This window comes from Rhodococcus sp. NPDC019647, from assembly GCF_044389235.1.
Lineage (GTDB): Bacteria > Actinomycetota > Actinomycetes > Mycobacteriales > Mycobacteriaceae > Rhodococcus_F > Rhodococcus_F oxybenzonivorans.
On the sequence record NZ_JBIRXS010000023.1, the window covers coordinates 60,943 to 83,756 of the forward strand.

General features: G+C 65.8%; 23 protein-coding genes and 1 tRNA gene. 14 read left to right on the plus strand and 10 right to left on the minus strand.

Translation table 11 applies throughout. The features are described from left to right. Positions 1-17 precede the first annotated feature (17 nt). The 6 genes from ACH49N_RS28970 to ACH49N_RS28995 all read left to right on the plus strand — a co-directional run bounded on the left by ACH49N_RS28970 (position 18) and on the right by ACH49N_RS28995 (position 9,038). The gene (locus tag ACH49N_RS28970; protein ID WP_358275994.1) at positions 18-1,472 is read left to right on the plus strand and encodes a wax ester/triacylglycerol synthase domain-containing protein; all 1,455 of its coding nucleotides are present in this window, start codon (positions 18-20) and stop codon (positions 1,470-1,472) included. A 17-nt stretch (positions 1,473-1,489) separates the two neighbouring features. Further along, a complete protein-coding gene (locus tag ACH49N_RS28975) occupies positions 1,490-3,745 on the plus strand; it encodes a glycerol-3-phosphate 1-O-acyltransferase (protein WP_358275992.1) in 2,256 nt (751 codons plus the stop codon). Continuing rightward, entirely contained in the window at positions 3,746-5,179 is a 1,434-nt protein-coding gene (locus tag ACH49N_RS28980; protein ID WP_358275990.1) for an HAD-IB family hydrolase, read from the plus strand. A 104-nt stretch (positions 5,180-5,283) separates the two neighbouring features. Next, a complete protein-coding gene (locus ACH49N_RS28985; RefSeq protein WP_159925025.1) occupies positions 5,284-5,688 on the plus strand; it encodes a YciI family protein in 405 nt (134 codons plus the stop codon). Positions 5,689-5,700: 12 nt separating this feature from the next. Beyond that, positions 5,701-6,924 carry a DUF6596 domain-containing protein gene (locus ACH49N_RS28990; protein WP_358275987.1) on the plus strand — a complete coding sequence of 408 codons (1,224 nt, stop codon included), beginning with the start codon at positions 5,701-5,703 and terminating at the stop codon, positions 6,922-6,924. Between the two features lie 80 nt (positions 6,925-7,004). Then, positions 7,005-9,038: an ABC transporter ATP-binding protein gene (locus ACH49N_RS28995; RefSeq protein ID WP_358275985.1), complete on the plus strand. Its 2,034-nt coding sequence runs from the start codon at positions 7,005-7,007 to the stop codon at positions 9,036-9,038. A 3-nt stretch (positions 9,039-9,041) separates the two neighbouring features. On the opposite strand, the gene ACH49N_RS29000 is transcribed toward ACH49N_RS28995, so the two are convergent. Further along, complete coding sequence (locus ACH49N_RS29000) at positions 9,042-9,881, minus strand: SDR family oxidoreductase (protein ID WP_358275983.1); 840 nt, start codon at positions 9,879-9,881, stop codon at positions 9,042-9,044. A gap of 107 nt (positions 9,882-9,988) precedes the next feature. On the opposite strand from ACH49N_RS29000, the gene ACH49N_RS29005 reads away from it, so the two are divergent. The 4 genes from ACH49N_RS29005 to ACH49N_RS29020 all read left to right on the plus strand — a co-directional run bounded on the left by ACH49N_RS29005 (position 9,989) and on the right by ACH49N_RS29020 (position 13,126). Continuing rightward, positions 9,989-10,420 carry a hypothetical protein gene (locus tag ACH49N_RS29005; RefSeq protein WP_358276052.1) on the plus strand — a complete coding sequence of 144 codons (432 nt, stop codon included), beginning with the start codon at positions 9,989-9,991 and terminating at the stop codon, positions 10,418-10,420. A gap of 403 nt (positions 10,421-10,823) precedes the next feature. Continuing rightward, positions 10,824-11,240: a helix-turn-helix domain-containing protein gene (locus tag ACH49N_RS29010; protein WP_109332570.1), complete on the plus strand. Its 417-nt coding sequence runs from the start codon at positions 10,824-10,826 to the stop codon at positions 11,238-11,240. A 177-nt stretch (positions 11,241-11,417) separates the two neighbouring features. Beyond that, a complete protein-coding gene (locus ACH49N_RS29015) occupies positions 11,418-12,836 on the plus strand; it encodes a glucose-6-phosphate dehydrogenase (NADP(+)) (RefSeq protein ID WP_358275981.1) in 1,419 nt (472 codons plus the stop codon). Positions 12,837-12,880: 44 nt separating this feature from the next. After that, positions 12,881-13,126 carry a DUF2630 family protein gene (locus ACH49N_RS29020; RefSeq protein WP_317746058.1) on the plus strand — a complete coding sequence of 82 codons (246 nt, stop codon included), beginning with the start codon at positions 12,881-12,883 and terminating at the stop codon, positions 13,124-13,126. Positions 13,127-13,133: 7 nt separating this feature from the next. On the opposite strand, the gene ACH49N_RS29025 is transcribed toward ACH49N_RS29020, so the two are convergent. From ACH49N_RS29025 to ACH49N_RS29065, 9 genes are all read right to left on the minus strand, one after another. Beyond that, on the minus strand, positions 13,134-14,150 hold the full coding sequence (locus tag ACH49N_RS29025) for a hypothetical protein (RefSeq protein ID WP_358275979.1): 1,017 nt from the start codon (positions 14,148-14,150) through the stop codon (positions 13,134-13,136). After that, complete coding sequence (locus ACH49N_RS29030) at positions 14,150-14,650, minus strand: ImmA/IrrE family metallo-endopeptidase (RefSeq protein WP_358275977.1); 501 nt, start codon at positions 14,648-14,650, stop codon at positions 14,150-14,152. Before ACH49N_RS29030 ends, ACH49N_RS29025 begins: the two co-directional genes overlap by 1 nt. Before the next feature lie 2 nt (positions 14,651-14,652). Next, entirely contained in the window at positions 14,653-15,459 is an 807-nt protein-coding gene (locus ACH49N_RS29035) for a cell surface protein (protein WP_358275975.1), read from the minus strand. A gap of 245 nt (positions 15,460-15,704) precedes the next feature. Continuing rightward, on the minus strand, positions 15,705-15,929 hold the full coding sequence (locus tag ACH49N_RS29040; protein ID WP_358275973.1) for a hypothetical protein: 225 nt from the start codon (positions 15,927-15,929) through the stop codon (positions 15,705-15,707). A 363-nt stretch (positions 15,930-16,292) separates the two neighbouring features. Continuing rightward, a tRNA-Ala gene (locus tag ACH49N_RS29045) sits at positions 16,293-16,368 on the minus strand. A gap of 99 nt (positions 16,369-16,467) precedes the next feature. Then, positions 16,468-17,208, minus strand: a complete 741-nt coding sequence (glpR, locus tag ACH49N_RS29050; protein ID WP_109332583.1) for a gephyrin-like molybdotransferase receptor GlpR — start codon at positions 17,206-17,208, stop codon at positions 16,468-16,470. A gap of 275 nt (positions 17,209-17,483) precedes the next feature. Continuing rightward, positions 17,484-18,119 carry a GNAT family N-acetyltransferase gene (locus tag ACH49N_RS29055; RefSeq protein WP_109332585.1) on the minus strand — a complete coding sequence of 212 codons (636 nt, stop codon included), beginning with the start codon at positions 18,117-18,119 and terminating at the stop codon, positions 17,484-17,486. Next, positions 18,116-19,375 (minus strand): gephyrin-like molybdotransferase Glp, encoded by a 1,260-nt coding sequence (gene glp / locus ACH49N_RS29060; RefSeq protein WP_109332586.1) that lies wholly within the window; start codon positions 19,373-19,375, stop codon positions 18,116-18,118. Before glp ends, ACH49N_RS29055 begins: the two co-directional genes overlap by 4 nt. Positions 19,376-19,397: 22 nt before the next feature. Beyond that, positions 19,398-20,318: a UTP--glucose-1-phosphate uridylyltransferase gene (locus ACH49N_RS29065; protein WP_109332588.1), complete on the minus strand. Its 921-nt coding sequence runs from the start codon at positions 20,316-20,318 to the stop codon at positions 19,398-19,400. Positions 20,319-20,425: 107 nt separating this feature from the next. Here ACH49N_RS29065 and ACH49N_RS29070 point away from each other — a divergent pair, with 107 nt between their 5' ends. From ACH49N_RS29070 to mscL, 4 genes are all read left to right on the plus strand, one after another. Continuing rightward, positions 20,426-21,037 (plus strand): 5-formyltetrahydrofolate cyclo-ligase, encoded by a 612-nt coding sequence (locus ACH49N_RS29070; RefSeq protein ID WP_358275970.1) that lies wholly within the window; start codon positions 20,426-20,428, stop codon positions 21,035-21,037. 81 nt (positions 21,038-21,118) lie between these two features. Continuing rightward, positions 21,119-21,427 carry an FmdB family zinc ribbon protein gene (locus ACH49N_RS29075; RefSeq protein ID WP_109332591.1) on the plus strand — a complete coding sequence of 103 codons (309 nt, stop codon included), beginning with the start codon at positions 21,119-21,121 and terminating at the stop codon, positions 21,425-21,427. A gap of 98 nt (positions 21,428-21,525) precedes the next feature. Further along, positions 21,526-22,230 carry an SAF domain-containing protein gene (locus tag ACH49N_RS29080; protein ID WP_109332592.1) on the plus strand — a complete coding sequence of 235 codons (705 nt, stop codon included), beginning with the start codon at positions 21,526-21,528 and terminating at the stop codon, positions 22,228-22,230. Between the two features lie 82 nt (positions 22,231-22,312). Then, on the plus strand, positions 22,313-22,780 hold the full coding sequence (gene mscL, locus ACH49N_RS29085) for a large conductance mechanosensitive channel protein MscL (protein WP_317766498.1): 468 nt from the start codon (positions 22,313-22,315) through the stop codon (positions 22,778-22,780). Positions 22,781-22,814 lie beyond the last annotated feature (34 nt).

Genomic DNA, 22,814 nt, shown 5'->3' on the forward strand with positions numbered 1-22,814 from the left:
ACCGAATGAGGGTGGGCATGGCCGATGGCGAACCGCTGATACCACCGAGTGCCGTCGACGTCGATTTCTCCGACATCGCCTGGGGAGCGGACCGTACGATGTCCGACTTCGAGACCGGGATGTGGCGGATGGAGGAGGTACAACCGAAGCTGCGTTCGCCGATCGTCGCGGTCGATGTACTCGACGGACCGCCGGACTGGGACCGGTTGGTGCGCGCGCACGAGTGGGCCTCGCACATGGTGCCCCGGATCCGGATGCGCGTGGTCGAGCCCACGCTGCGGCTGGGTAACCCGATGTGGTCGGTGGACCCGGAATTCGACCTCGACTATCACCTCACCCGGGTGCGGTTACCCGAACCCGCGACGTTCGACCACGCCCTGCGGATGTGCCGTCGGATGGCCACCGAACCCTTCGATCGCGCCCGGCCGCCGTGGAGCGCCATGCTGATCGAGGGGCTCGACGACGGTCGCGCCATTTACGTGGTGAAGACGCATCACAGCATCACGGACGGTCTCGGCGGCATCCAGTTGATGACGCTGCTGCACAGCAGACGTCCCGAGCCGTCGCCGGACAAACCGGACCGCCCGCCACCCCTGCCGGAGCGGATGTCGGGCGGCGGTGCGTTCTTCGAGCAGACGCTCGGGAACGTTCGCCGGGCGCCGGGTCGACTCGGTGGCCTGGTACGCGGCGCCACCCGCACGGCGATCACCGCCGTCACGAACCCGGTCGGGGCGGTCACCGACGTCGTCGGTTACGCCAATTCGATCCGCCGGGTGGTCACTCCTCCCCCGGCCACCGGCTCACCGCTGTTGCGTGACCGGGGCCTCGGCCGCTGGTTCGGCGTGCTCGAGGTAGGCGTCGACGAGCTGAGGTCGGCTGCGCACCGAGCGGAAGGATCACTCAACGACGCCTATATCGCTGCCCTGCTGGGTGGATTCCGGCGTTACCACGATTCCTTCGGCCACGACATCGACACCATCCCGGTCGGCATGCCGGTCAGCCTGCGGGTGGCGTCGGATCCGACCGGGGGAAATCGGTTCGCCGCAGCACGCTTTGCGGGACCCGTCGGTGAGGTCGACCCGATCGAGCGGATCAAGAAGGTGCGCGCGATCGTCCTCGGCTTACGGCAGGAGCCGGCGCTCGGCCTCCTCGACTCTGCGGCGCCGATTCTGGTTCGGATGCCGACGGTGGTGCTCGCGAATTGGTATCTCTCCCAGTCGAGCGGTCTCGACCTGCAGGCCAGCAACGTCGCCGGTGTACCGGTGCCGGTCTACCTCGCAGGGGCCCGGATCGAGAGGATGTTCCCCTTCGGTCCCGCACCGGGTTGTGCCGTCATGGCCACGCTGGTCTCGCACGTCGGCACGTGCTGCATCGGCGTCAATCTCGACACCGCCGCGGTGACCGAACCGGCCCGTTTCATGATGTGCCTACATGAGAGCCTCGACGACATCGTCGAACTCGGCCGTGGATGAACGAAAGGACCACACGAATGGACGAACAGACGACACGGCCACGCGTCTACCTCATCGAGTCGATGAGCGACATCGAGGAGACGACCCTGCGCGCGTGGCTGGAACGACAGGACGGAAGCGACGGGCGTCCGCCGCAGGCCGTCCGCGTCTCGGGTGACGAATTCGCCGACGTGTGCCGACGCGAGGACGATCCCCTTCTGGTCCCGCTCCGGGTGGTGTGGCGGCCGAGGACCGATCAGCCCGAGGGTCTGCAGCGGGTGCGGGAGTCGCTTCTGCGTGACCCCCTTCATCCCGGTCCGAGCATGCAGCGCAAGATCCTGCGCCGGGAACCCGGCCGCTGCGAGGTGATCGAAGGTGCCCCGGCCCCCTTGAGCGATCTCCGCCGCCGGCTCGCCGAGAAGGGTGGCGGATCGCTGCCAGATTTCGTACGCCGCCAGGCCGCACTGACCCTCGAGCGTGCCGAACGATCCTTGCTGGGAACGCAATACAAGGTGTCGCGGTTCGTGGTCGACGAGATGACCGACACCAGCCGGTTCCACACCGGCATCCACGAACTGGCTGCGCGCCTGGACCTCCCCGCCGCGGAAGTCGATCGTCGCGCTCGGGGCGCCCTCGACGAGATGGTTGCCGCCCAGAGCCGACGTGCGATCGCGTTGTGGGATCAACTGGGCCGCTACTTCTCGCGTGCGTACCGCCTCGACGTCGACACCTCGCGTCTCGACGAACTCCGCGAGCTGAACAAGGAATACTCTCTGGTGTTCCTGCCCAGCCATCGCTCCTATCTCGATCCGCTGGTGCTGCGTCCCGCTCTCCTCGCGAACGACCTCCCCCTCAATCACGTGATGGGAGGATTGAACGTCAGCTTCTGGCCGATCGGACCGATCAGCAAGCGCAGTGGCACCGTCTTCATTCGACGCAAGTTCGACGACGACGAAATCTACAAGTGGTCGCTGCGCGAGTACATGCGCTACCTGCTCACCAAGCGGTTCAACCTCGAGTGGTACATCGAGGGCGGGCGCAGCCGTACCGGAAAGTTGCGGCCGCCCCGCTTCGGGCTCCTCACCTACTTGGCGAAGGCATTCCAGTCCAGTGGGATGTCCGATGTCTACCTCATTCCGGTCTCCCTCACCTATGACCAGCTGTACGAGGTCGGTGCGATGGCGGCCGAGGCCCACGGTGAGGCCAAGACGAAGGAAGGACTCCGCTGGCTCGTCGGATATGTGCGCGCCCAGGGGCAGCGGCACGGGGTGGCCCATGTCAATTTCGGCAGACCGATGTCGCTGGCGGAGTATCTCGGCCACGAGGACGACCTGCGGCTGGCCGTGCAGAAGACCGCGTTCGAGGTGTCGCACCGCATCAACGAAGTGACGCCGGTGACGGCCACGTCGCTGGTGATGCTCGCCTTCCTGGGTATCGAGGACCGTGCGCTCACCGTTCCTGAACTACGCGCCATCCTCGGACCGCTCGTCGACTACATCACCGTCCGGCGACTACCGACGGCGGGCGATGTCGACCTCACCAACCCCGAGGTCATTCGCACGGCGCTGCGCACCCATCTCGACTCTGGTGTGCTGCGCTGTTTCGACCGGGGCAGCGAGCGTGTGTTCTACCTCGGGCGGGACCAGCACCTCGTCGCAGCGTTCTACCGCAACAACACCATTCACTTCCTGGTGATGAGAGCCATCGCGGAAATGGTCCTGCGCGCCGCGGCGGACCAGCCGTTCGGTAACCCGCTCGAGGACGGGTGGGAGGAGGCGCTGCGCATCCGTGACCTGCTGAAGTTCGAGTTCTTCTTCAGCGACAAGGACGCCTTCCGTGATCAACTCCGGACCGAACTCGAGATCATCGACCCCCTGTGGCGGGAGAACATGCGTGACCCCGCGCATGCCGAGAAGCTGCTGTCGACAGCGCAGATCCACTTGGCCCACCGGGTACTGCAGCCCTTCCTCGAGGCCTACGCGGTGGTGTCCGATCAGCTGTTACGCACGCCGACCGACGAAAAGTTCGACGAAAAAGCATTCATCACCGAGTGCCTTTCGCTGGCCGAGCAGCGCCGGTTACGCCAGCAGATCGGAAGCCGGGAGTCGATCTCTGCCGAACTCTTCACGACCGCACTGAAATTGGCGCGCAACCGGGGTCTCGTCGAACCGGGTGCAGAGAATCTCGAGGCTCGCCGAATCGAGTTCGACGCCGAGATCCGCACCCAGGTCGACCGGGTCCTGCGCATCCGGACCCTTGCTCACGACACCCTCGACCAGGTGGTGGGTGAGTAGATGACTGATCTGCGCAGCCTCCACGATGCCATCGCCGCCGCCCCGCCAGGACCCGGGACGCTTGCCGCCTTCGACCTGGACGGGACTCTCATCAGTGGGTATTCGGCCAGTGTGGTCTACCGGGATCGTCTGCGGCGCTTCGACATCAGTGTCGCAGAACTGTTGCGCACCACCGGGGCCGCCATGGAGACCCGATTTCGGGGCGCCGATGTGAGCGGCCTGATGCGTATCGGCGTGCAGAGTCTGGCCGGGCGCATGGAGGACGAAATGCAGGAATGGGGACAGCGCCTCTTCCGGCAGGAGATTGCCCGCATGATCTACTCCGAGGTCCGCGGGCTACTCGCCGCGCACCGGCACGCGGGACACCAGGTGGTGATGGCCACATCGGCTACTCCGTACCAGGCGCAGTCGGTGGCCGAGGACCTCGCCATCGAAGACGTCCTGTGTACTCGCCCCGAAGTCCTCGACGGCATGCTCACCGGTCAGCTGGCGTCCCCTCCGCTGTGGGGTCCGGCGAAAGCTGAGGCCGTGTGCACGTACGCGCAGCAGCACGGCGCAGACCTGAAAAGCAGCTTCGCGTATTCCAACGGTGCCGAGGACCTTCCGATGCTGACGTCGGTGGGTCATCCGGTGGCCCTGAATCCGGATCGGAAGCTGGCGGCCACCGCCCGGAAGAACGGGTGGCCCTCGGTGAATCTGCGGCCACCGCAGAGCGGCAACGACCCGGTGTCGATTGCGCGCACCACCACGGCAATCGGCGCGCTGATGGGCGCCGCCGCGTTCGGTGTCTCGGCCGGTCTGGTCACGAGGAACCGCCAGACCGCCGCCAACCTGGTCGGTAGCTTCGGCCCCGATATCGCCCTGGCGATCTGCGGTATCGAGCTGCGTGTGAGTGGCAAGGAGAACGCCGAAGCCGCACGACCGGCGGTGTTCATGTTCAATCACCAGAGTTCACTCGACATGCTGGTGGTCGGCAGCGTCATCCGTCACGACGTGACCGGTGTCGCCAAGAAGGAAGCCGCACGCGACCCCCGATTTCTTCCCGTCGGTGCACTGCTCGACGTCGCGTACATCGATAGGTCGGACAGCGCCAAGGCCAGGGCCGCGCTGCAACCGGCGGTGGAGAAGCTGCACTCGGGCATCTCCATCGCCATCGCCCCCGAAGGCACGCGCACCCCCACTCCTCGTCTCGGCAAGTTCAAGAAGGGTGGGTTCCATCTCGCGATCTCGGCTGGGGTGCCGATCGTGCCGATCGTCATCCACAACGCCGGAGAGCTGATGTGGCGCAACTCGCTGGTCGCACACTCCGGGACCGTTTACGTCGACGTGCTCGAACCCGTCCCCACAGACGGGTGGGATACCTCCGATCTGGACAAACACGTCGAAGAAGTCCGCTCCCTGTTCGACGAGTGCCTGCACGGCGGGCACCGTTGACAAATATTTTCAGAAATTTTCGGCTGGATGTAGAGAAACCGGAATGTGCTCCGTCCTCTTCGCGAAAGGCGTCAGAATGGGCGCCACGAGATGAGGAGAAAACAATGCCGAAGTTCATGCTGCTGCAGAACTACGAGGGCGGGCCCGGGTGCACGGTGCCGATGAGCGACTGGGATCCGGCCGACATCAAAGCCCATATCCAATTCCAGCACGACCTCAATGCCGAACTCGCCGCCAACGGTGAATTGGTCGACGCGCAGGGCCTCGCCGGGCCTGACGTCGCGAAGCGTGTCACATTCGACGGCAGAAGCGTTCCTGTGGTGACGGACGGCCCGTTCCCCGAAACCAAGGAACTGCTTGCGGGATATCGCTTGATCGATGTGGAGTCCGAAACCCGCGCACTCGAGATCGCCGCGAAGGCCTCGGCCTCACCCGGACCGAACGGCGTGCCCATCCAGCAGCCGATCGAGGTTCGTCAGGTGATGGGCGCGCCGGACACCGACTTCTGAGACCACCCGACGATGGAGATCGGAGCCGCACTCGAGGACCTGCTGCGCGAACTCGCGCCGCAGGTCCTCGGTGTGCTCGTCCGGCGTACCGGCGACTTCGACGCCGCCGAGGATGCCGTACAGGAGGCGCTACTCGCTGCAGCGCAGCATTGGCCGCGCGACGGCGTGCCCGAAAACCCCCGCGGCTGGCTGATCCAGACCGCCACGCGCAAGATGACCGATTCCATCCGCAGCGAAATCGCCCGACGTACAAGGGAGCACACGGTCGCCCGGCAGGCGCCGACCGATGCAGAAACCGTCGACAGCGACGACACGCTGATATTGCTCTTCATGTGCTGCCACCCGGCGCTGACGCCGGCGTCGGCCATCGCGCTGACCCTGCGTGCCGTCGGGGGACTCACGACCGCCGAAATCGCGAACGCCTTTCTGGTCCCGGAAGCGACCATGGCACAACGCATCAGCCGCGGGAAGCAACGCATCACCGCGTCGGGCATCCCCTTCCGGCGTCCCACCGAAGAAGAGTGGACGGAGCGGCTGCGCTCGGTCCTCCACGTGCTCTACCTCGTTTTCAACGAGGGCTACGCCAGCAGCATCGGCAACGATGTGCACCGCACCGAGCTGTCTTCGGAGGCGATCCGGCTCACCCGCGCCGTCCACGCGATACTGCCCGGCGACGGCGAGGTGGGTGGTCTGCTGGCGCTCATGCTGCTCACCGATGCCCGCCGCCCGGCACGCACCGGTCCGGACGGTGAGCTGATCCCGCTCACCGAGCAGGATCGCACCCTGTGGAACAGCGACTTGATCGCCGAAGGCCAGCGGGTGGTGATGGACGCCGTGGCCGGAGGGGCGGTGGGCCAGTATCAGCTGCAGGCGGGAATCGCGGCCGTCCACGACGACGCGGAACGCGTCGAGGACACCGACTGGGCCCAGATCCTCGCACTGTACGGACTGCTCGTGCGCATGTCCGACAATCCGATGGTGCGATTGAACCGCGCCGTTGCTGCGGCCATGGTGCACGGTCCGGCCACCGGACTGGCGATGCTCGAAGAGCTCGACGGCCCACTCCGTGGGCACTACCGGCTCGATGCCGTCCGCGCGCATCTCCTCGACATGGCCGGGGACACTCGATCGGCGGCGGCGCACTACCGTGCGGCGGCGCGGCGCACCACCAACGTCCCCGAGCAGCAGTACCTTGCCGCACAGGTGGCCCGGCTCGGTGTCACTGAATCGGGCTGAGACAGCAGTCCATACAGCCCTCGCGCACAGCCCATCCGTATCGCCTCGCCAGAATCGCGACAGGTGGGCACGATGGACGAATGCGCTCCGCCCCGCCGACGTCCTCCCCGGAGATCTCCGACTCCGAGTATTCGCTGCTGCCCCGGATCTGGGCTCTGCTGCGGCCCTATCGGGGTTGGCTGGTCCTGGTCGGCGCGGCGATCGTCGTGTCGTCACTCCTCGGCGTCGTCCCACCGTTCCTCACCAGGGCAGTCTTCGACCGCGCACTGTTTCCCACCGACGGCAGCGGCGTCCATCTCACGCTGCTGATGTGGCTTGTTCTCGCGATGATCGGGGTGACGTTGGTGAGCTCGCTCATCAGCGTCGGCCAGAGCTACCTCACCACCAAGGTCGGCAACCTGTCGATGGCCGATCTGCGCGAGCGGCTCTTCGCGCACCTCGAGAAGATGGAATTGGCCTTCTTCACCTCCACCAAGACCGGGTCGATCCAATCGCGACTGGCCAACGACGTCGGCGGGGTCCGCTCCGTGCTCACCTCCACGGCATCGAGCATCCTGTCCAACGCCGTCACCGTCGCAGCATCCCTCATCGCGATGGTGTTGTTGTCCTGGCAGTTGACGCTTCTCGCCGTGGCACTGCTACCCGGATTCGTCTACCTCCAGCGCCGCGTCGGCGCCCGGCGGCGGGCGCTGGCCCGAAAAACCCAGGAGTCGCTGTCGGACATGACCGCCATCACCGAAGAAGCACTGAGCGTCTCCGGTGTTCTCCTGACCAAGGTCTTCAACCAGTCGCAGGCCGAACTCGCGCGCTACCGCGCGGAGAACGCCCGGCAGACCGAGCTCCAAGTACGTCAGGCCATGGCAGGCCAGGGATTCTTCGCCGTGGTGGGTGCCTTCATGGCCATCACCCCGGCCCTCGTGTATCTGCTCGCCGGCTATCTGATCAGCGGTGGGTACGGCCCGGCCATTTCGGCAGGGACCCTCGTCGCGTTCTCGACCCTGCAGGCCAGACTGCTGCAGCCGCTGGTGTCACTGATGCGGGTCACGCTGGACGTCCAGACCTCGATGGCATTGTTCCGCCGCATCTTCGAGTATCTCGACCTGCAGCCGGCGATCGTCGATCGTCCCGACGCCGTCGCGCTACCCGCCGACTCCCCGGGCAAGGTGGAACTCGACGACGTCTACTTCGCCTACCCCACTCCGGTGCGCCTGGCCACCGCCGACCCGGACCCCGTGGCTCTGCGAAGCCTCGGACGCGGCGGAGTCGGCGGCAGGATGCGCGGCTTCTCGGCACCGACCACCCGCACCCCCGAAGTGGCCGACGAGGAGGTCATCGAGCCGCGCCGCCCTCGACGCTGGGCGGTGGCGGGCACCTCTCTCGAGATCGAGCCGGGTCAACTCGCCGCCTTCGTCGGACCATCGGGCGCGGGCAAAACGACCCTCTGCTACCTGGTACCGCGGTTGTACGAAGTGGACCGCGGCGCCGTCCTCGTCGACGGATACGACGTACGCGACCTGACCATGAGTTCGCTTGCCGACGCGGTCGGGATGGTCACCCAGGACCCGTATCTGTTCCACGCCTCCATCGCAGACAACCTGCGGTATGCCAAGCCGGACGCCACCGACGCCGAACTGCACGATGCGGCCACCGCCGCCAACATCCACCACCGCATTCTCGCTTTCGACAACGGTTACGACACGCTCGTCGGCGAACGTGGCTTCCGGCTCTCCGGCGGCGAGAAGCAGCGTCTTGCCATCGCACGAGTGCTGCTGAAGAACCCCCGCGTTCTCATTCTCGACGAAGCCACCTCGGCACTCGACACCGTGTCCGAGCGGCTCGTCCAGCGAGCACTCGCCGAGGTGATGCGCGGGCGGACCACACTGGCGATCGCGCACCGGCTGTCCACGATTCAGCATGCCGACGTCATTTTCGTGATCGACGAGGGTCGCCTGGTGGAACGCGGCACCCACGCCGAACTCCTTGCCCGTCAAGGCCTCTACGCGAGACTGCATGCCGAACAGTTCGGCGGCGGCCAGGTGGAGTGTCGCTGCACCGACGGTATTCGATTCACGGACGGCACAGTGCTGGCACCGAGCAGCAGCCGCGAGAACTAGTCGCTACAAGAACTTGCTGAACTGGTCGTTGGCCTTCTGCATCACGAAGTCGTACGGCGGCGAGAACTTGCGGGCCCACCAGTATCCGAACCGGATGTCGGGCGAGGTGTACACCAGATAGCGGTTCTTCTTGATTCCTGTGAGGATGCAGGACGCCACCTTCTCCGGGCTGACCGCTCGCTTCTCGAATCGGTGGATCGCCTTCTCGATCCGCGGGTCGTTCCGATCCACCCCGGCGATCTCGACGGTGCCCACCAGCGGAGTCTTCACGGCGCCCGGAACCACGAGACTGACGCCGATACCGTGCCGCTTCAGGTCGAATCGCAGAACCTCGGACACCCCGCGGAGCCCGAATTTGCTTGCGCTGTAGGCGGCATGCCAGGGCAGCGCCAGCAGTCCCGCAGCAGAGGACACGTTGACAAGGTGTCCACCGCGCCCCGCCCGCACCATCGGAGGGACGAAGCTTTCGATGATGTGGATCGGCCCCATCAGGTTGACGTCGATCATCGACTTCCAGTGGCGGTGCTCGAGGTTTTCGACCGTGCCCCACGCGGAGATACCGGCGACGTTCATCACGACGTCGAGGCTGCCGAATTGATCGTGAATATCTGCTGCGAACGCCGTCACCGCGTCGTAATCGGACACGTCGAGCGCTCGTGAGAAGCTCACGGTTCCGCCCTGATTGCCGACCTGCTCCACCGTGTGAGCCAAGCCGACTTCATTGATGTCGGTGAGAAAGAGTTCGGCGCCTTCCCCGGCGGCCGCCAACGCCGTGGCGTGCCCGATCCCGCTACCTGCACCTGTGATCAGGCACTTCTTGCCGTCAAGCGTCGTGATCGCCATTGTCGTGCGAGCCCCCGTCCTCACCGATCCGTGTCGGCTGGAAGTCTACGCACGCACAACGTTTGCGCGCACGCCCGAGAGGCGGGAGCACCCGGGTCCTCGACAGCGTGGCGACAGAGCTGGGCCGGCTCTCCCCGAGCCGGCCCACTTCACAACCGCTGCGCCATTTCTTCCTGATATGTCCGGATCGTCCGTTCGATTCCGTTGGCGTCTTCTTCCCGTCCTCTGTGCCGGGCATCGTCGGCGCGCTCGCGCAGAACTCGAATCGCCTTCCGAAGCTCGGCGTCACTCATTCTGTGTTCCATATCACAATCATTCCCGACGACTTCCGGTTTGGCCAGGCATCGCCGGCGGTCACCGAAGACACCGAGGTAGAGCCGCTGCCGGCGAGCGCACCAGTCAGATACCCCATGATCGGCCGTCCTGCGGATGCCTCGCCGGAAGGCTTCTGGCGCCGCTGCACGGCGGTCGGGCGGTGCAGACACTCCCCGTTCGCAGTAGTGTTCACGGCGCCGTCGCGGCCGAGCGACCTGTTGTAGTTGCAATGCACAACGCAACACAATGGCCCTGAACTGCGAGTACAGGCCCCGCACACTGCCGCATGCCGGCAACTCGAGGCCGTCAGCAAACTCCCAGTGATTGAAAGAGCAATCAGCATTTGCGGCCGGGCGGCCGATCCGGCACATCGGCGGGAACGACCAACTGGACGCTCGGCCACTGAACCGTCAAGAGACGCGCCGGTATGACTTGCACGGAGTCCGAACGGCTGAGCAGGGAGAAGTGCGCGATGCGCCAACCGTCGTCGAAACCTGGATGACGCCGTCAGCGAGCGAAAGCGCACCGTTTCGCACCTCCGGCTGTGAGTTATCAATCGGTTATCATCATGGTACTGTGTCGTTCACACGACTGACGCGCGCACGAGAGAGGACCCGGCGGCTCACAATGGCAGATTTTGCTGCGCGGTTGAACAAGCTCTTCGACACGGTCCACCCTCCGGGACGTAAACCGCACACCAACGCAGAGGTGGCTTCGGCGCTCATCGCCGACGGGCATCAAATCTCGAAGCCCTACATTTCGCAGCTCCGCTCCGGGCAGCGCACCAATCCTTCGGACGAGACCGTCGCGGCATTCGCCCGCTTCTTCAAGGTGAAGCCCGAATATTTCTTCAACGACATCTACGCAGCCAAGATCGACCACGACCTTGAACTCTTGTCGCAGCTCCAGGGCTACGGACTACGCAAACTGTCGAGCCGCGCCTTCGACTTGTCCGAGGAGTCGCAGAATCTGCTTACCACGATGGCCGAGAAGCTTCGCGCCAGCGAGGGTCTGCCCGAAGTACCGCCGGACGCGTCCCGGTAGCACCGATTTTTCGCGCAGGGCACGAAACCTCTTCCGGCACTGAGCTATACACGAACACGCCGCTCGAATGCCCGGCGTACCGGATGAGCCGAGCCCGACGACCGTCCTTCCTGTCTGAGCGCTGAGCCGACCCGGGAATCGCACGCGCGGCGACTCCCGTTGGCGCATGATGGAGCAATGCCTGACAGACCGCAGCTCGGTCCCACGATTTTCGTGCTCTTCGGCGCCACCGGGGACCTGTCCAAACGGATGGTGCTCCCGGCCTTCTTCCAGCTCGCACGTGCAGGTCTTCTCGGTTCTCGGTGGATGTTGATCGGCACCGGGCGGGGCACCGTCACCGATGATCACTTCCGGGCCCACGTGCGGGACTCCCTCACCCAATTCGGCGGCGGGCACACCGACGACGGCTGGGACGACTTCGCGCAGCGCCTGCGATTCGCCGGTGGCGGTTTCACGCCCGAAGACCCCGGGACGCTACCGAGCATCGTGCAGGACGCGCGGGATTCGCTCGGCGTTCCCGACGCTCAACTCGTCCACTATCTGGCACTTCCCCCGAGCACCTTCGCCGACACCACACGAGCTCTCGGCGCGCACGACCTGGCGCGCGGTTCCCGGGTCGTCTACGAAAAGCCGTTCGGTACCTCACAATCCGCTTTCCGTGAACTCGACGCCGCAGTACACGAGGTTCTCGACGAGAAGCAGATCTATCGCATCGACCATTTCCTCGGCAAGGAAAGCACCCAGAATCTGCACATTCTGCGATTTGCCAACGGGCTGATCGAGGGAGTCTGGAACCGCGAACACGTCGAACAGGTCCAGATCGACGTCCCAGAAACCCTGGACATCGACGATCGCGCCCGCTTCTACGACGCCACCGGTGCGGTCCTCGACATGCTCGTGACTCACCTGTTCCAGGTCGCTGCGGAGATCGCGATGGAGCCGCCGCAGAGCCTGGGCGCCGACGACCTCCAGTCTGCGCGCGAATCGGTGATCGGAGCGTTCCGCCCGCTCGACCCCGCCGAAGTGGTCCTCGGCCAGTACGAGGGATACCGCGACGTCGACGGTGTCGCCGACGATTCGGAGACGGAAACTTTCGTCGCCGCACGGTTGTGGGTCGACACCGACCGCTGGCGGGGTGTGCCGTTCCTGCTTCGGACGGGCAAGATGCTGGGCGTCGCGAAGCAACGCGTGAGCCTGGTGTTCCGGAGCCCGGAAGGCCCTCTTTCCGACATCCCGCCGGACGGCGCCGTGCTGACCTTCGATCTGTCCGGGGACGGCGAGATCGACATGTCGATGGTGGTCAAGGAGCCCGGTCCCGACGACGAACTATCGGTGGGCCACCTGAGTCTGCCTCTCGACACGGTGCCACTCGGCCATGCTCTCGCACCGTATTCGCGCCTCATCCTGGACGTGCTGCACGGCGACCGGTCGCTCTTCACCCGTCCGGACGGGCTTGCCCACGTCTGGGACGTCGCCGACTCGTTGCTGAACAGGCCGCCCGCCGTCAAGCTGTATCCGGGGGGATCCATGGGACCGCCGGAGGCCGACAAGCTCGCCTCGCCGTGTGGATGGCTGGTCACGCAGTCGACCGGATGAGCCGCCCTACGCGACAAGTGGATTCGGACCGAAGAGGAGACGACATGGACAACGAAGAGATCGAAAAGCGCATTCAGGCTCTCGTCGAGCAGGAGCACGAACTGCGGGCGCAGTTGCAGGACAGCGAGCTGGCGCCCGAGGAGGAACGGGCACAGCTGGCCGCGTTGGAAACCTCACTCGATCAGTGCTGGGACCTTCTGCGACGACGCCGGGCTCGTCTCGACGCAGGACAGAACCCGGACGACGCCTCGGTCCGTCCGGCGTCGGAGGTCGAGGACTACCTCCAGTAGAAAGCGGTCAGGGCACCGACTCTTCCGATGCCGGCTCCGTAGCCGCGACCGGCATTGGCGAGTGGCGGAACGCGGCGTACGCCTCCGCGAGTTGCAGCACCCATCGGCGCGGTGACATCCCATGCGGTGGAGCTATCCACTCGGTGTCGAGCACCTCGGAACCGGCTGGGTCGTCGATCCAGCGGGCGAGAATTCTGCTGCGCTCGGCAGTCGACTCCGGCAGATTCTGCGTCCGCGTCTCGAACATGCCCGCGCCGGCCTGCAGATATAGCGCGTCCATGACGTGAGCGATCGAATCAGACGCCCGCAGAACGGTGGTGCTGCCCTTGCCGTCGCCCTCCACGACTTCGGGGAATCGGGAGACGAGCACAGAATGCAACGCGCTCATCCGGCGAAGATCGCGGCGGGCGCGCAGCCAGGTCTCCATCAGCACCCACACCGTGCCGGCCGAAACCACCACAGCGGCGATCGTGTACGCACCGGAGGATCCGATGATCCACGTCTCCCCCGCCGCCTCCCGGACGAGTCCCACGACCGCGGCGACGAGAACCATCGCCGATCCCACCACGACGAGGGCGATGCCGCGGCCGAGTGGGGTCCATGCGACGTGCCAGATACCGGTGATCACCACCGATGCCAGCGCGAGCACGATGAACACCAGAGCCGGGACGGGGTAACCACAGGCCAGGGCCGTTCCGACCAGGACCGCGGCCGCATAGATCACGGTGGCCACAGCGCGTAGGGCGCGGCGCGGCAAAATCGGCCAGACCGACACCGCACCTACGGCGCTCGCGGCAGCGAAGAGGGTCCACGCCAACTCGAGGAGGATCTCCGACAGCCCGGCCGTCGGCGCCAGCGCGTCGAGACGCAAGGCGACATCCGGGACGGCCAACGTAGACGCGCACGCGGCGCTGGACACCGCGATCACCATCGCGATCCGCAGTGGTGTCGGCTGGCGTGCCGCGACCCTGCCTGTGCGGGCGCCGGCTGCGATCCAGACGACGAGCGCGACAACCCAGCCCATCAGCCGATCGCCTCGTCGTAGCGGAGCACCGACACCGGCGTACCCCTGCCCTTCATCGTCCTGAGCTGCAGGAGCAACATCGACGCGAAGGTCTCCGCCTCCCACTCCGCCACGTCACCGGAAGTCTGCTCGCCGCCACGCATTCGCGAGCGCTGACTGAGCATGTACGCGATCAAGTCGTCGCCAACCTCGAGCGTTGCCGCGACGATCTCGGCACCCTCATGCCGAAACACGATGTGCCCCAGTTCATGTGCAAGAGTGCGGTCGACGTCGGGAAGTCCCGGGGCCAGCACGATGACGTCCCTGTCCGGATACGCGCGTCGCTGACCACAGACTCCCGGTGCCATCGGTGTCGTGAAGTCGAGTTCGATGGGACGCTGCCGTTCGCGGGCAACCGCGTCGACGACATCCCCGAGTGAGACCGCTTCTGCCCGGGCGGCGGCGTCACAGACCGCATCCACGGCTGCTGCCACCCGTCGATGAGAACGGCTTCCTGCCACGACTACATTCCTCCCGTAGGCGCCGGCGGGAAGAACTCCGCCCGGGCGGCCGCGATGCGCGCCTGCTGTGCACGCGCACCCTTGAAGGTCAGCGCACCGGCCCCACCCGCGCAGCCGAGAAGGAGTCCCACACCGCCGAGCACTGCAAACGCAGGTAGTGGCTCACTATGGACGACCGGCGCGACTGCCGGCGGTGCGGAGTCCGGAACTGCGGCGGGTGCCGGTCGCACGTCGGGCGGCACTGGGTCCTGCGCTGGTACGTTCCCCTCCGCCGCATCGCCGGGAAGGCTCGTTCCATCGGAGTATGGTGGCGCGTCCGCCGCCGGCGGGCCCTGGGGACCTCCCGGCGAGGTGCCAGGCCCGGGACCTTCCGGTCCACTTCCCGAGGCAGGGGGTACCCCTAATGCTCCACCTCCGTCGCCTGATTCGGGATCGCTCGACGTGTCGGGACGGGTGATGTTCGGTACCGGGTCCGACGGTAGGTGCCCGTACGGGGGAACCACCACCTGTGGAGCGGGAGGAGTCGACGGCTCACTGGTCTCGGACGGCTCCGTCGTCTCCGGAGGATCGATGGTTTCGGATGGCTCGGTAGTTTCGGAAGGCTCGGTGGTGTGGGGGTTATGGCCGCAGTCGTGATATCCCTCGCACGGGTGTGACCCCACACCCGGATGCGTCGAGCCACCGCCGACGTCGGGATCTGCAGATGCGGTCGACGGGAACACCGAGAAAGTGCCCCATCCGAGAACGGAGAGAAAGGCCAGCGCGAGCCCCAGCATGATCAGGTTCCGGATCACACGACGTGCTGCCACTGCGCACCCCCCTCTGGTATCGATCCAACACCTCAGGCGGCGTCGACGCTGCCATGGTAACGAGCGGACGGTCCGGAGGTGCTGGTGGTGCCGGAGTCGGGGGCCGGCACCACCAGCGATGCCCGAGCCAGGTGGGACTCGGGCGGCTTTGTCGGTGAACCACCGAAGGCACGCGTGCGTCGGATGGTTCGTTGCAGGGACAGCGTCTGACGGCCGCCGGAACTATGGGGGTGGCGTGTCCGACGTCAGAACGTCCCGGCGACCGTCACCTCGGACGGTCGCACGGCAGCGTTCGGTGCCGGCTGGACATCGGTCGCGAACGAAGTGGCGTGGCCCATCATCGCCGCCCCCGCACCCATTGCGACGGCCGCCGCCGTGCCTATTACGACGGCTTTCGCCGCTGTGCTCATCGTGACGGCTGCCGCCGCTCCGGCGAGCGGAGCGCGGGCGGCACCGGACGAGCGAGTCACGTTCACAGCACGTTCACCAGCAACATCGTCGCAGCAATCGTCGCCACCACGGTCGCTGACGCGAGAGCATCCGAGATTCTCTGCCTTGCCTGCATGTTCTCTACCCCGATCGATTGACCCCTCGATGACCTGTGATCAGTAGACCTTGCCCAGTTACCGTTTAGCAACTTCTCTGTCCCGAACGTGACGCGGCACACTGCCACACGGCGCGCTGGCGCACACCGGCTCCGATACGGAAGAGCACGGCGACACGAAGAAGCACTGCGATACAAAGAGCACTGAACACACAGAAGAGCGCGAACACACAAAAGAGCACTGAAACACGAAGAGCACCCCCTCCGAAGGGAGGAAGTGCTCTTGTGATGGTGGAGCTGAGGGGAATCGAACCCCTGACCTCTTCGATGCGAACGAAGCGCGCTACCAACTGCGCCACAGCCCCTGATGCAGACCCTGCGATCTGCTCGGCAAACTCTAGCAGGCCACCCACACAGGGGGCGAATCGCCTATCCGGTTGCGGCTTTCGGCTCCCGGCGACGGACTATTCACCGGCGGCCCGACGCATCGTGGCGTGCTGCATGCGCTCGTCGTCGAAGCGCTCGAGATGATCGAACTCGGGGTCCTCGTCGTCTACTTCGAGCACAACGGCGCCGGGACGCCGCAGCCGGGCGGGGATGAGTCGCAGTTCCTCGTCGCTACGAGACTCGACACCCAGCCGGGAGCGATTGAGCCGCGCGGTTCTGCGCCTCCGGATCTCCTGCTCGATCTGGACCTGACGGCGGAGGTAGGCGAGATAACCGACGAGGCCGACGACGCCGGCCACGAAAATCCACCACATCACCGGGGCAATGATCAGCGCGAGCGCCGCGGACATGATCGTGCCGAATACAAGGCCGAGTACCGAGCGCTGGCGGAAGGCGTATCGGGCCTCCCGCGCGATCGCATCGGCCTCCGGGTCGAAGCCACCACGCCCGCGTCGCACCGGCACGTAGTCACCGACCGGGGCCCGGCCGGTGTCGAGATCGTCTTCGTCTGCGTGAGTATCCACAAGGTCCTCCGCGTCGTAGCCGTAGTGGTCCGGTTCCGGTTGCCAGTACGGGTCGCTGCGGTGTCCTGCCGCGGGACCGCGCTGCACGGGGCGCTCGTCACCGCGGTGCAGCACGCGCGTCGCGAGGGCAGCGTCACTGGTTTGCCGGATCCGGGGGCGGTTGTTGACCAGCATCGGGACCAGGACGAAGAGCCACACGACGACGAGCCCGATCCAGAGAAACGAGTTCGGCATACGGCAGCCTCCTCCCAATCGTCTACCAGCACGGATACCGCTGTTGACACTCCCAGGCTAACCGCATGGACACGCACATCTTCGCAGACGCGCCGATCTCACCATACTCAGGTGTCACATGCGTAACGCGAAAATGTGGCGCTCGACATGCTCGAAAGCGACGTGAATTTTTCTTCCGCCGGGAGTGCCCGAAATGGCGACCTCGACCGGCAACGTTTGATACCGTCAGATAACTGCTATGTAGCTGGACGATTGTCCAGACGCTTTTGCGGCTGTTACGCCCATGTCGCTTTGCCGCTCCGGACGAGGGAATCGGCGACAGTTCCCATCACGTCCTCGACCGTCATGCCGACCAGGATGTGGTCACGCCACTGGCCGTCGACGTCGAGGTACCTCTTCAAAAGACCCTCTTCACGGAATCCGACATTGCGGAGCACCGCCTGGCTCGCCAGGTTCTCCGGGCGCACGGTGGCCTCGATGCGATGCAGTCCCACCGGACCGAACGCGTGATCCAGCCCCAGCGCGAGGGCTCCCGTTGCCACGCCGAGTCCGTTGACGTCGCTGGCCACCCAGTACCCGATCCACGCCGAACGCAACGCACCGCGAACCACATTGCCGATCGTGATCTGCCCGCAGAAGTTTCCGTCGAGCTCGATCGCCATCGGCAACATGCGACCCTTTCGCGCCTCGGAGCGCAGGCTGCTGCACAGTCCCGGCCACCCCGAAATATGGTGCCGCGCATCCCATGGCGCTTCGCCAGTCGGTTCCCACGGCTCGAGATGGGCACGGTCACGGATGCGCAGCCGACTCCACGCCGCGGCGTCGCGCAGTCTGATGGCACGCACGGTTACCACCCCGCCGTTGACGCGGAGTGGGCCGAGGTGCGGCGGCCAGCCCGGATGCTGGGTCATCCCCGTTGCGCCAGGAACGCCACGTCCACCTGGTCACCGGTACGCACCTCGGTGACTTCAGGGTCGATCAGCACGAGACAGTTGGCTTCGGCGAGCGTGGCGAGAAGATGCGAGGACGCTCCGGGCGCACCGCCGAGCGCCTGGACCAGGTATTCACCGGTGGCCTCGTCGCGCATGAGCTGGCCCCGCAAGAATCCCTTGCGGTCTTCGATCGACGTGATGGGTGCGACAGTGCGTGCGGTGACGACGCGGCGCATCGGCTGCCGGCGTCCCAGCGCGATCCGAATGAGGGGACGGACCATCACCTCGAAGACCACCAGCGCACTCACCGGGTTCGACGGGAGAAGAAAGGTCGGGACCTCGTCACGGCCGAGCTGGCCGAATCCCTGCACCGACCCGGGATGCATCGCGACCCGGTCGACCTCGAGATTGCCGAGGTCGGCGAGTGCGTCGCGGACATCCTCGGAGGCCCCTCCCCCGACCGCACCCGCGATCACCACGATCTCGGAGCGAATCAGTTGCCCCTCGACCACCTCGCGTAGGCGCCGCGCGTCGGCGCTCGCGATGCCCACGCGATTGACGTCGGCGCCCGCGTCACGCGCGGCGGCGGCAAGCGCATAAGAGTTGACGTCGTATACCTGACCGGGCCCAGGGGTCCGGTCGACGTCGACGAGTTCACCGCCCACGGAAATGACGGACAACCGCGGCCGTGGGTGCACCAAGACCTTGTCGCGACCGACTGCCGCCAGCAATCCGACCTGAGCCGCTCCGATGATCGTGCCCGCCCGCACTGCGACATCTCCGGGCTGGACGTCGTCGCCCGCACGACGCACGTAGTCGCCGGAGCGGACCGGTTTGTAGATTTTGACGCGTGCGCGTCCGCTGTCGGTGCGGTCGAGCGGCAGCACTGCGTCGGCGAGCGTCGGGAGCGGGGCCCCCGTGTCTACCTTGACCGCCTGTCGCGGCTGGAGACGGATGGGCTGCCGGGAGCCGGCCGACACTTCCCCCACGACGGGAAGTGTCAGCTCGACGGGAGCGCCGTCGTCGTCACGAAGGTCGGTGCCGGCGGCCTGGACATCGACGCTGCGAACGGCGTACCCGTCGATGGCCGCCTGGTCGAAACCTGGAAGCGGCCGCTCGGTGACCACTTCCTCGGCACACAGCAGTCCCTGCGCTTCGGAGATCGCGACCCGGACCGGCCGCGGCGCCACGGCAGCCGCGGTCACAATGGTCTGTTGCTCCTCGACCGACCGCATGTAGTTCGTGCCTCCCGAGCTTCTAGGAATCCGCCCGCTTCAATCGGTCGGTCAGCCATTCACGCAGCGACGGGCCGTACTCGTCGCTGTTCAAGGCAAAGTCAACAGCAGCGCGGATGTACCCGCCGGGATTTCCGAGGTCGTGTCTCGTTCCGCGGTGCACGACCACGTGCACGGGATGGCCGTCCTTGATGAGGAGGGCGATGGCGTCGGTGAGTTGCAGTTCACCACCCGCTCCCGGTTCGATACGGCGCAGGGCGTCGAAGATGTCCCGGTCGAGGATGTAGCGGCCGGCTGCTGCGAAGGTCGAGGGAGCGTCCTCGATGGCAGGCTTCTCCACCATTCCGGTGACCTTGAGGACGTCCGGGTTGACGGCATCAGGCACCGTTTCGACCTCGAAGACGCCGTAGGAGCTGACCTGATCCTTGGGTACATCGATCGCGCACAGGACGGTGCCGCCGCGTTTGTGGCGCACCCGGGCCATGGTCTCCAGTACGCCCCGGGGCATCACCAGGTCGTCGGGCAGGAGTACGGCGATGGCGTCCTCGTCGTCGTCGAGAACCGATTCTGCGCAGCTGACGGCGTGACCGAGCCCGAGAGGCTGATCCTGGACGACGGATTCGACTTCGAGGAGGCCCGGAGCCTTCCGAACCTTCTCGAGAAGGTGATACTTGCCGCTCTCCTTCAGCTTGCTCTCGAGGACGAGATCCTCGACGAAGTGGGCAACCACACCGTCCTTGCCCGGCGACGTCACGATCACGAGGCGTCCGGCCCCGGAATCAGCAGCTTCACCGGCGACGAGCTCGATACCCGGGGTGTCGACCACCGGGAGCAGCTCTTTCGGCACCGTCTTGGTCGCCGGCAGGAATCGGGTACCCATTCCTGCTGCGGGCACGACCGCCGTGCGAAAGGCGCTGTTGGTGTGCGGAACGGCATCTGTCATGCCCCACACCATAACTGTGTAGAGCTACTCAGCAGTCACCAAGCGGCCGTGAACGGCCACGGAGAACCCGCCGAGAATGCCTGCTCGGGTGCTCCTACAGTGGTCGCATGCAGGCGCGAAGCAAAGCCGAGTGGCGGGAACAGGTACTTTCCGGCCGACGTGTACTGGACTCAGGCGTGCGAGCGGCCGAGGATCGGGCACTCGCCGAACTGGTCACAGTCGGTGTCGCGGCCGATTCGGTGGTCTGTGCGTACGTTCCCACGGCACTCGAGCCGGGGTCGGTGGATCTGCTCGACGCCCTAGCCGGCATCGTTCGACGCGTCCTCGTCCCCGTCACCCGTGGTCCCGGGCCGCTGTTCTGGTCCGAATACACCGGTGCCCGGCAGCTGGTCGATGCACCATACGGCCTGCTCGAGCCGACAGGAGCCGTCCTCGATCCCGAAGAAATCCGGACGGCCGAGATCGTTTTCGTGCCCGCTCTGGCAGTCGATCGGCGAGGCGTCCGCCTCGGGCGAGGAGCCGGCTTCTACGACCGCACGCTCGGACTCGCGACACCGCAGACCCGTCTGATCACGGTGGTCCGCGACGGAGAACTGGTGGCAGAACTCCCTGAAGATCCTCATGACGTGCGGATGGGCTGGGCACTGACACCAGGTTCCGGACTCGTCCGCCTGGGCGAGGACGTCGAGTCCGTCCCGGGAAGAAATGCCGCGGAATAAGGTGCTGATTAGCGTTGTTGGCACTGTCGACTGTAGAGTGCTAACACCTGCGGTTTGACTACACAGTGCGGAGGAGCCCCAGTGCCCACTTATTCATACGCGTGCACGGAATGCGATAACCGCTTCGACATCGTTCAGTCGTTCAGCGACAATTCGCTGACCGTCTGCCCTGCATGCTCGGGCAAGCTTCGCAAGCTGTTCAACTCCGTCGGAATCGTCTTCAAGGGCAGCGGTTTCTACCGCACCGACAGCCGCGGGTCCTCGGGAGCCGCCAGCGAACCCGCCAAGACCGAGTCCGCGCCCGCTGCGAAGGCGGAAAGTTCGTCAACGGCGTCTTCTAGCTCGACGAGCACCGCGACCGCTGCGCCGGCCAAGGCTGCAGCCAGCTAACTTCACTCGCGGAACCTCTTTATCCACAACTTCTCGCCTATCCACAGGCAGGCCGGTCGCTGCCCCTCGCGGGCCGGGTGGGGTCCTAGCGTCGAATCATGTCACGCAACCCCGCCCGGAATCGGGTCACCCGGGCGCACCGAAGCCTCGGTCCTTCCTGGTTCGATCGCCTGTCCGACCTCACCCACCCGAGCTGGGCACGTACCCTCGTCGCACGACGCGTAGCAGCAGCCGGTCTGGCGTGCCTTGCCGTCGCGCTCGGACTTCGCGGCGACCCCGACTCTGCTCACTCTCCCGTCGTGGTCGCTGTGCGCGACCTTCAACCGGGACGAATCCTCGTCGATACCGATCTCGAGGTACGGCAACTCGAAGTGCGGAGCCTTCCCGACGGAGCCGTCACGGCACTGTCGGATGTCAGTGGTCGCACACTCGCCAGCCCAGCTCGCGCAGGCGAAACACTCACGGACGTGCGAGTGCTGGGACCACGTCTGGCAGCGACCGCCGCGGGTATCGAGGATGCGCGCATAGTCCCGGTTCGCCTCGCTGATCCGGCAGTGGCGGAACTTCTCAGGGAAGGTGATCGCGTCGATGTCCTGACCGTCGACTCGGACACACCAGCACACTCGGGTCGGCCGCAGAATGCCACCGTGTTGGCCTCCGACGCCGTCGTCGTACTGGTCACTCCGTCGGGGAACGGCCGTGACCAGCGCGATCGCGTGGTGATGCTGGCTTTGCCGGCAACCGAGGCCACCACGGTGGCCGCTGCATCGCTCACCAATGCGATCACCGTGACATTCCAGTGATCCGCCACCTGCGCCGCCTCTGATCTAGGCTTTTGCCCGGACAGTGCCGACTGACGTGCCACCCACTGGAGGAGACATCGACATGCTCAAGGGATTCAAGGACTTCCTGCTTCGGGGGAACGTCCTCGACCTCGCCGTCGCCGTAGTCGTCGGGGCCGCGTTCACCGCCATCGTGACCTCGTTCACCAACAACGTGATCAACCCGCTCATCGCAGTCGCGGGTGGAGCCAACGATCTCGGGTGGGGCTACCAGGTCCTCTCCGACAACCCCGCAACCTTCATCAATGTCGGGGCCGTGATCACTGCCGTCATCAACTTCGTGATCATCGCGGCGGTGGTCTACTTCATCCTCATCGTTCCTGCCAACGCCGCGAAGAAACGGTTCATCACCGAACCCGCCGACAAGAAGGCGAGCGAGGCCGACCTGTTGATTCAGATTCGCGACATCCTCGAGGCGAGCCTCGAAACCGACTCCTCGGGAACCACTGCAGGCGGCGCGCACTCCATGCCCGCAGACAAGGCCGCAAACCTGGAGAAGACGCGCCGATAAGTTCCGTCACCACACGGACGCGGGCCCGTGCACA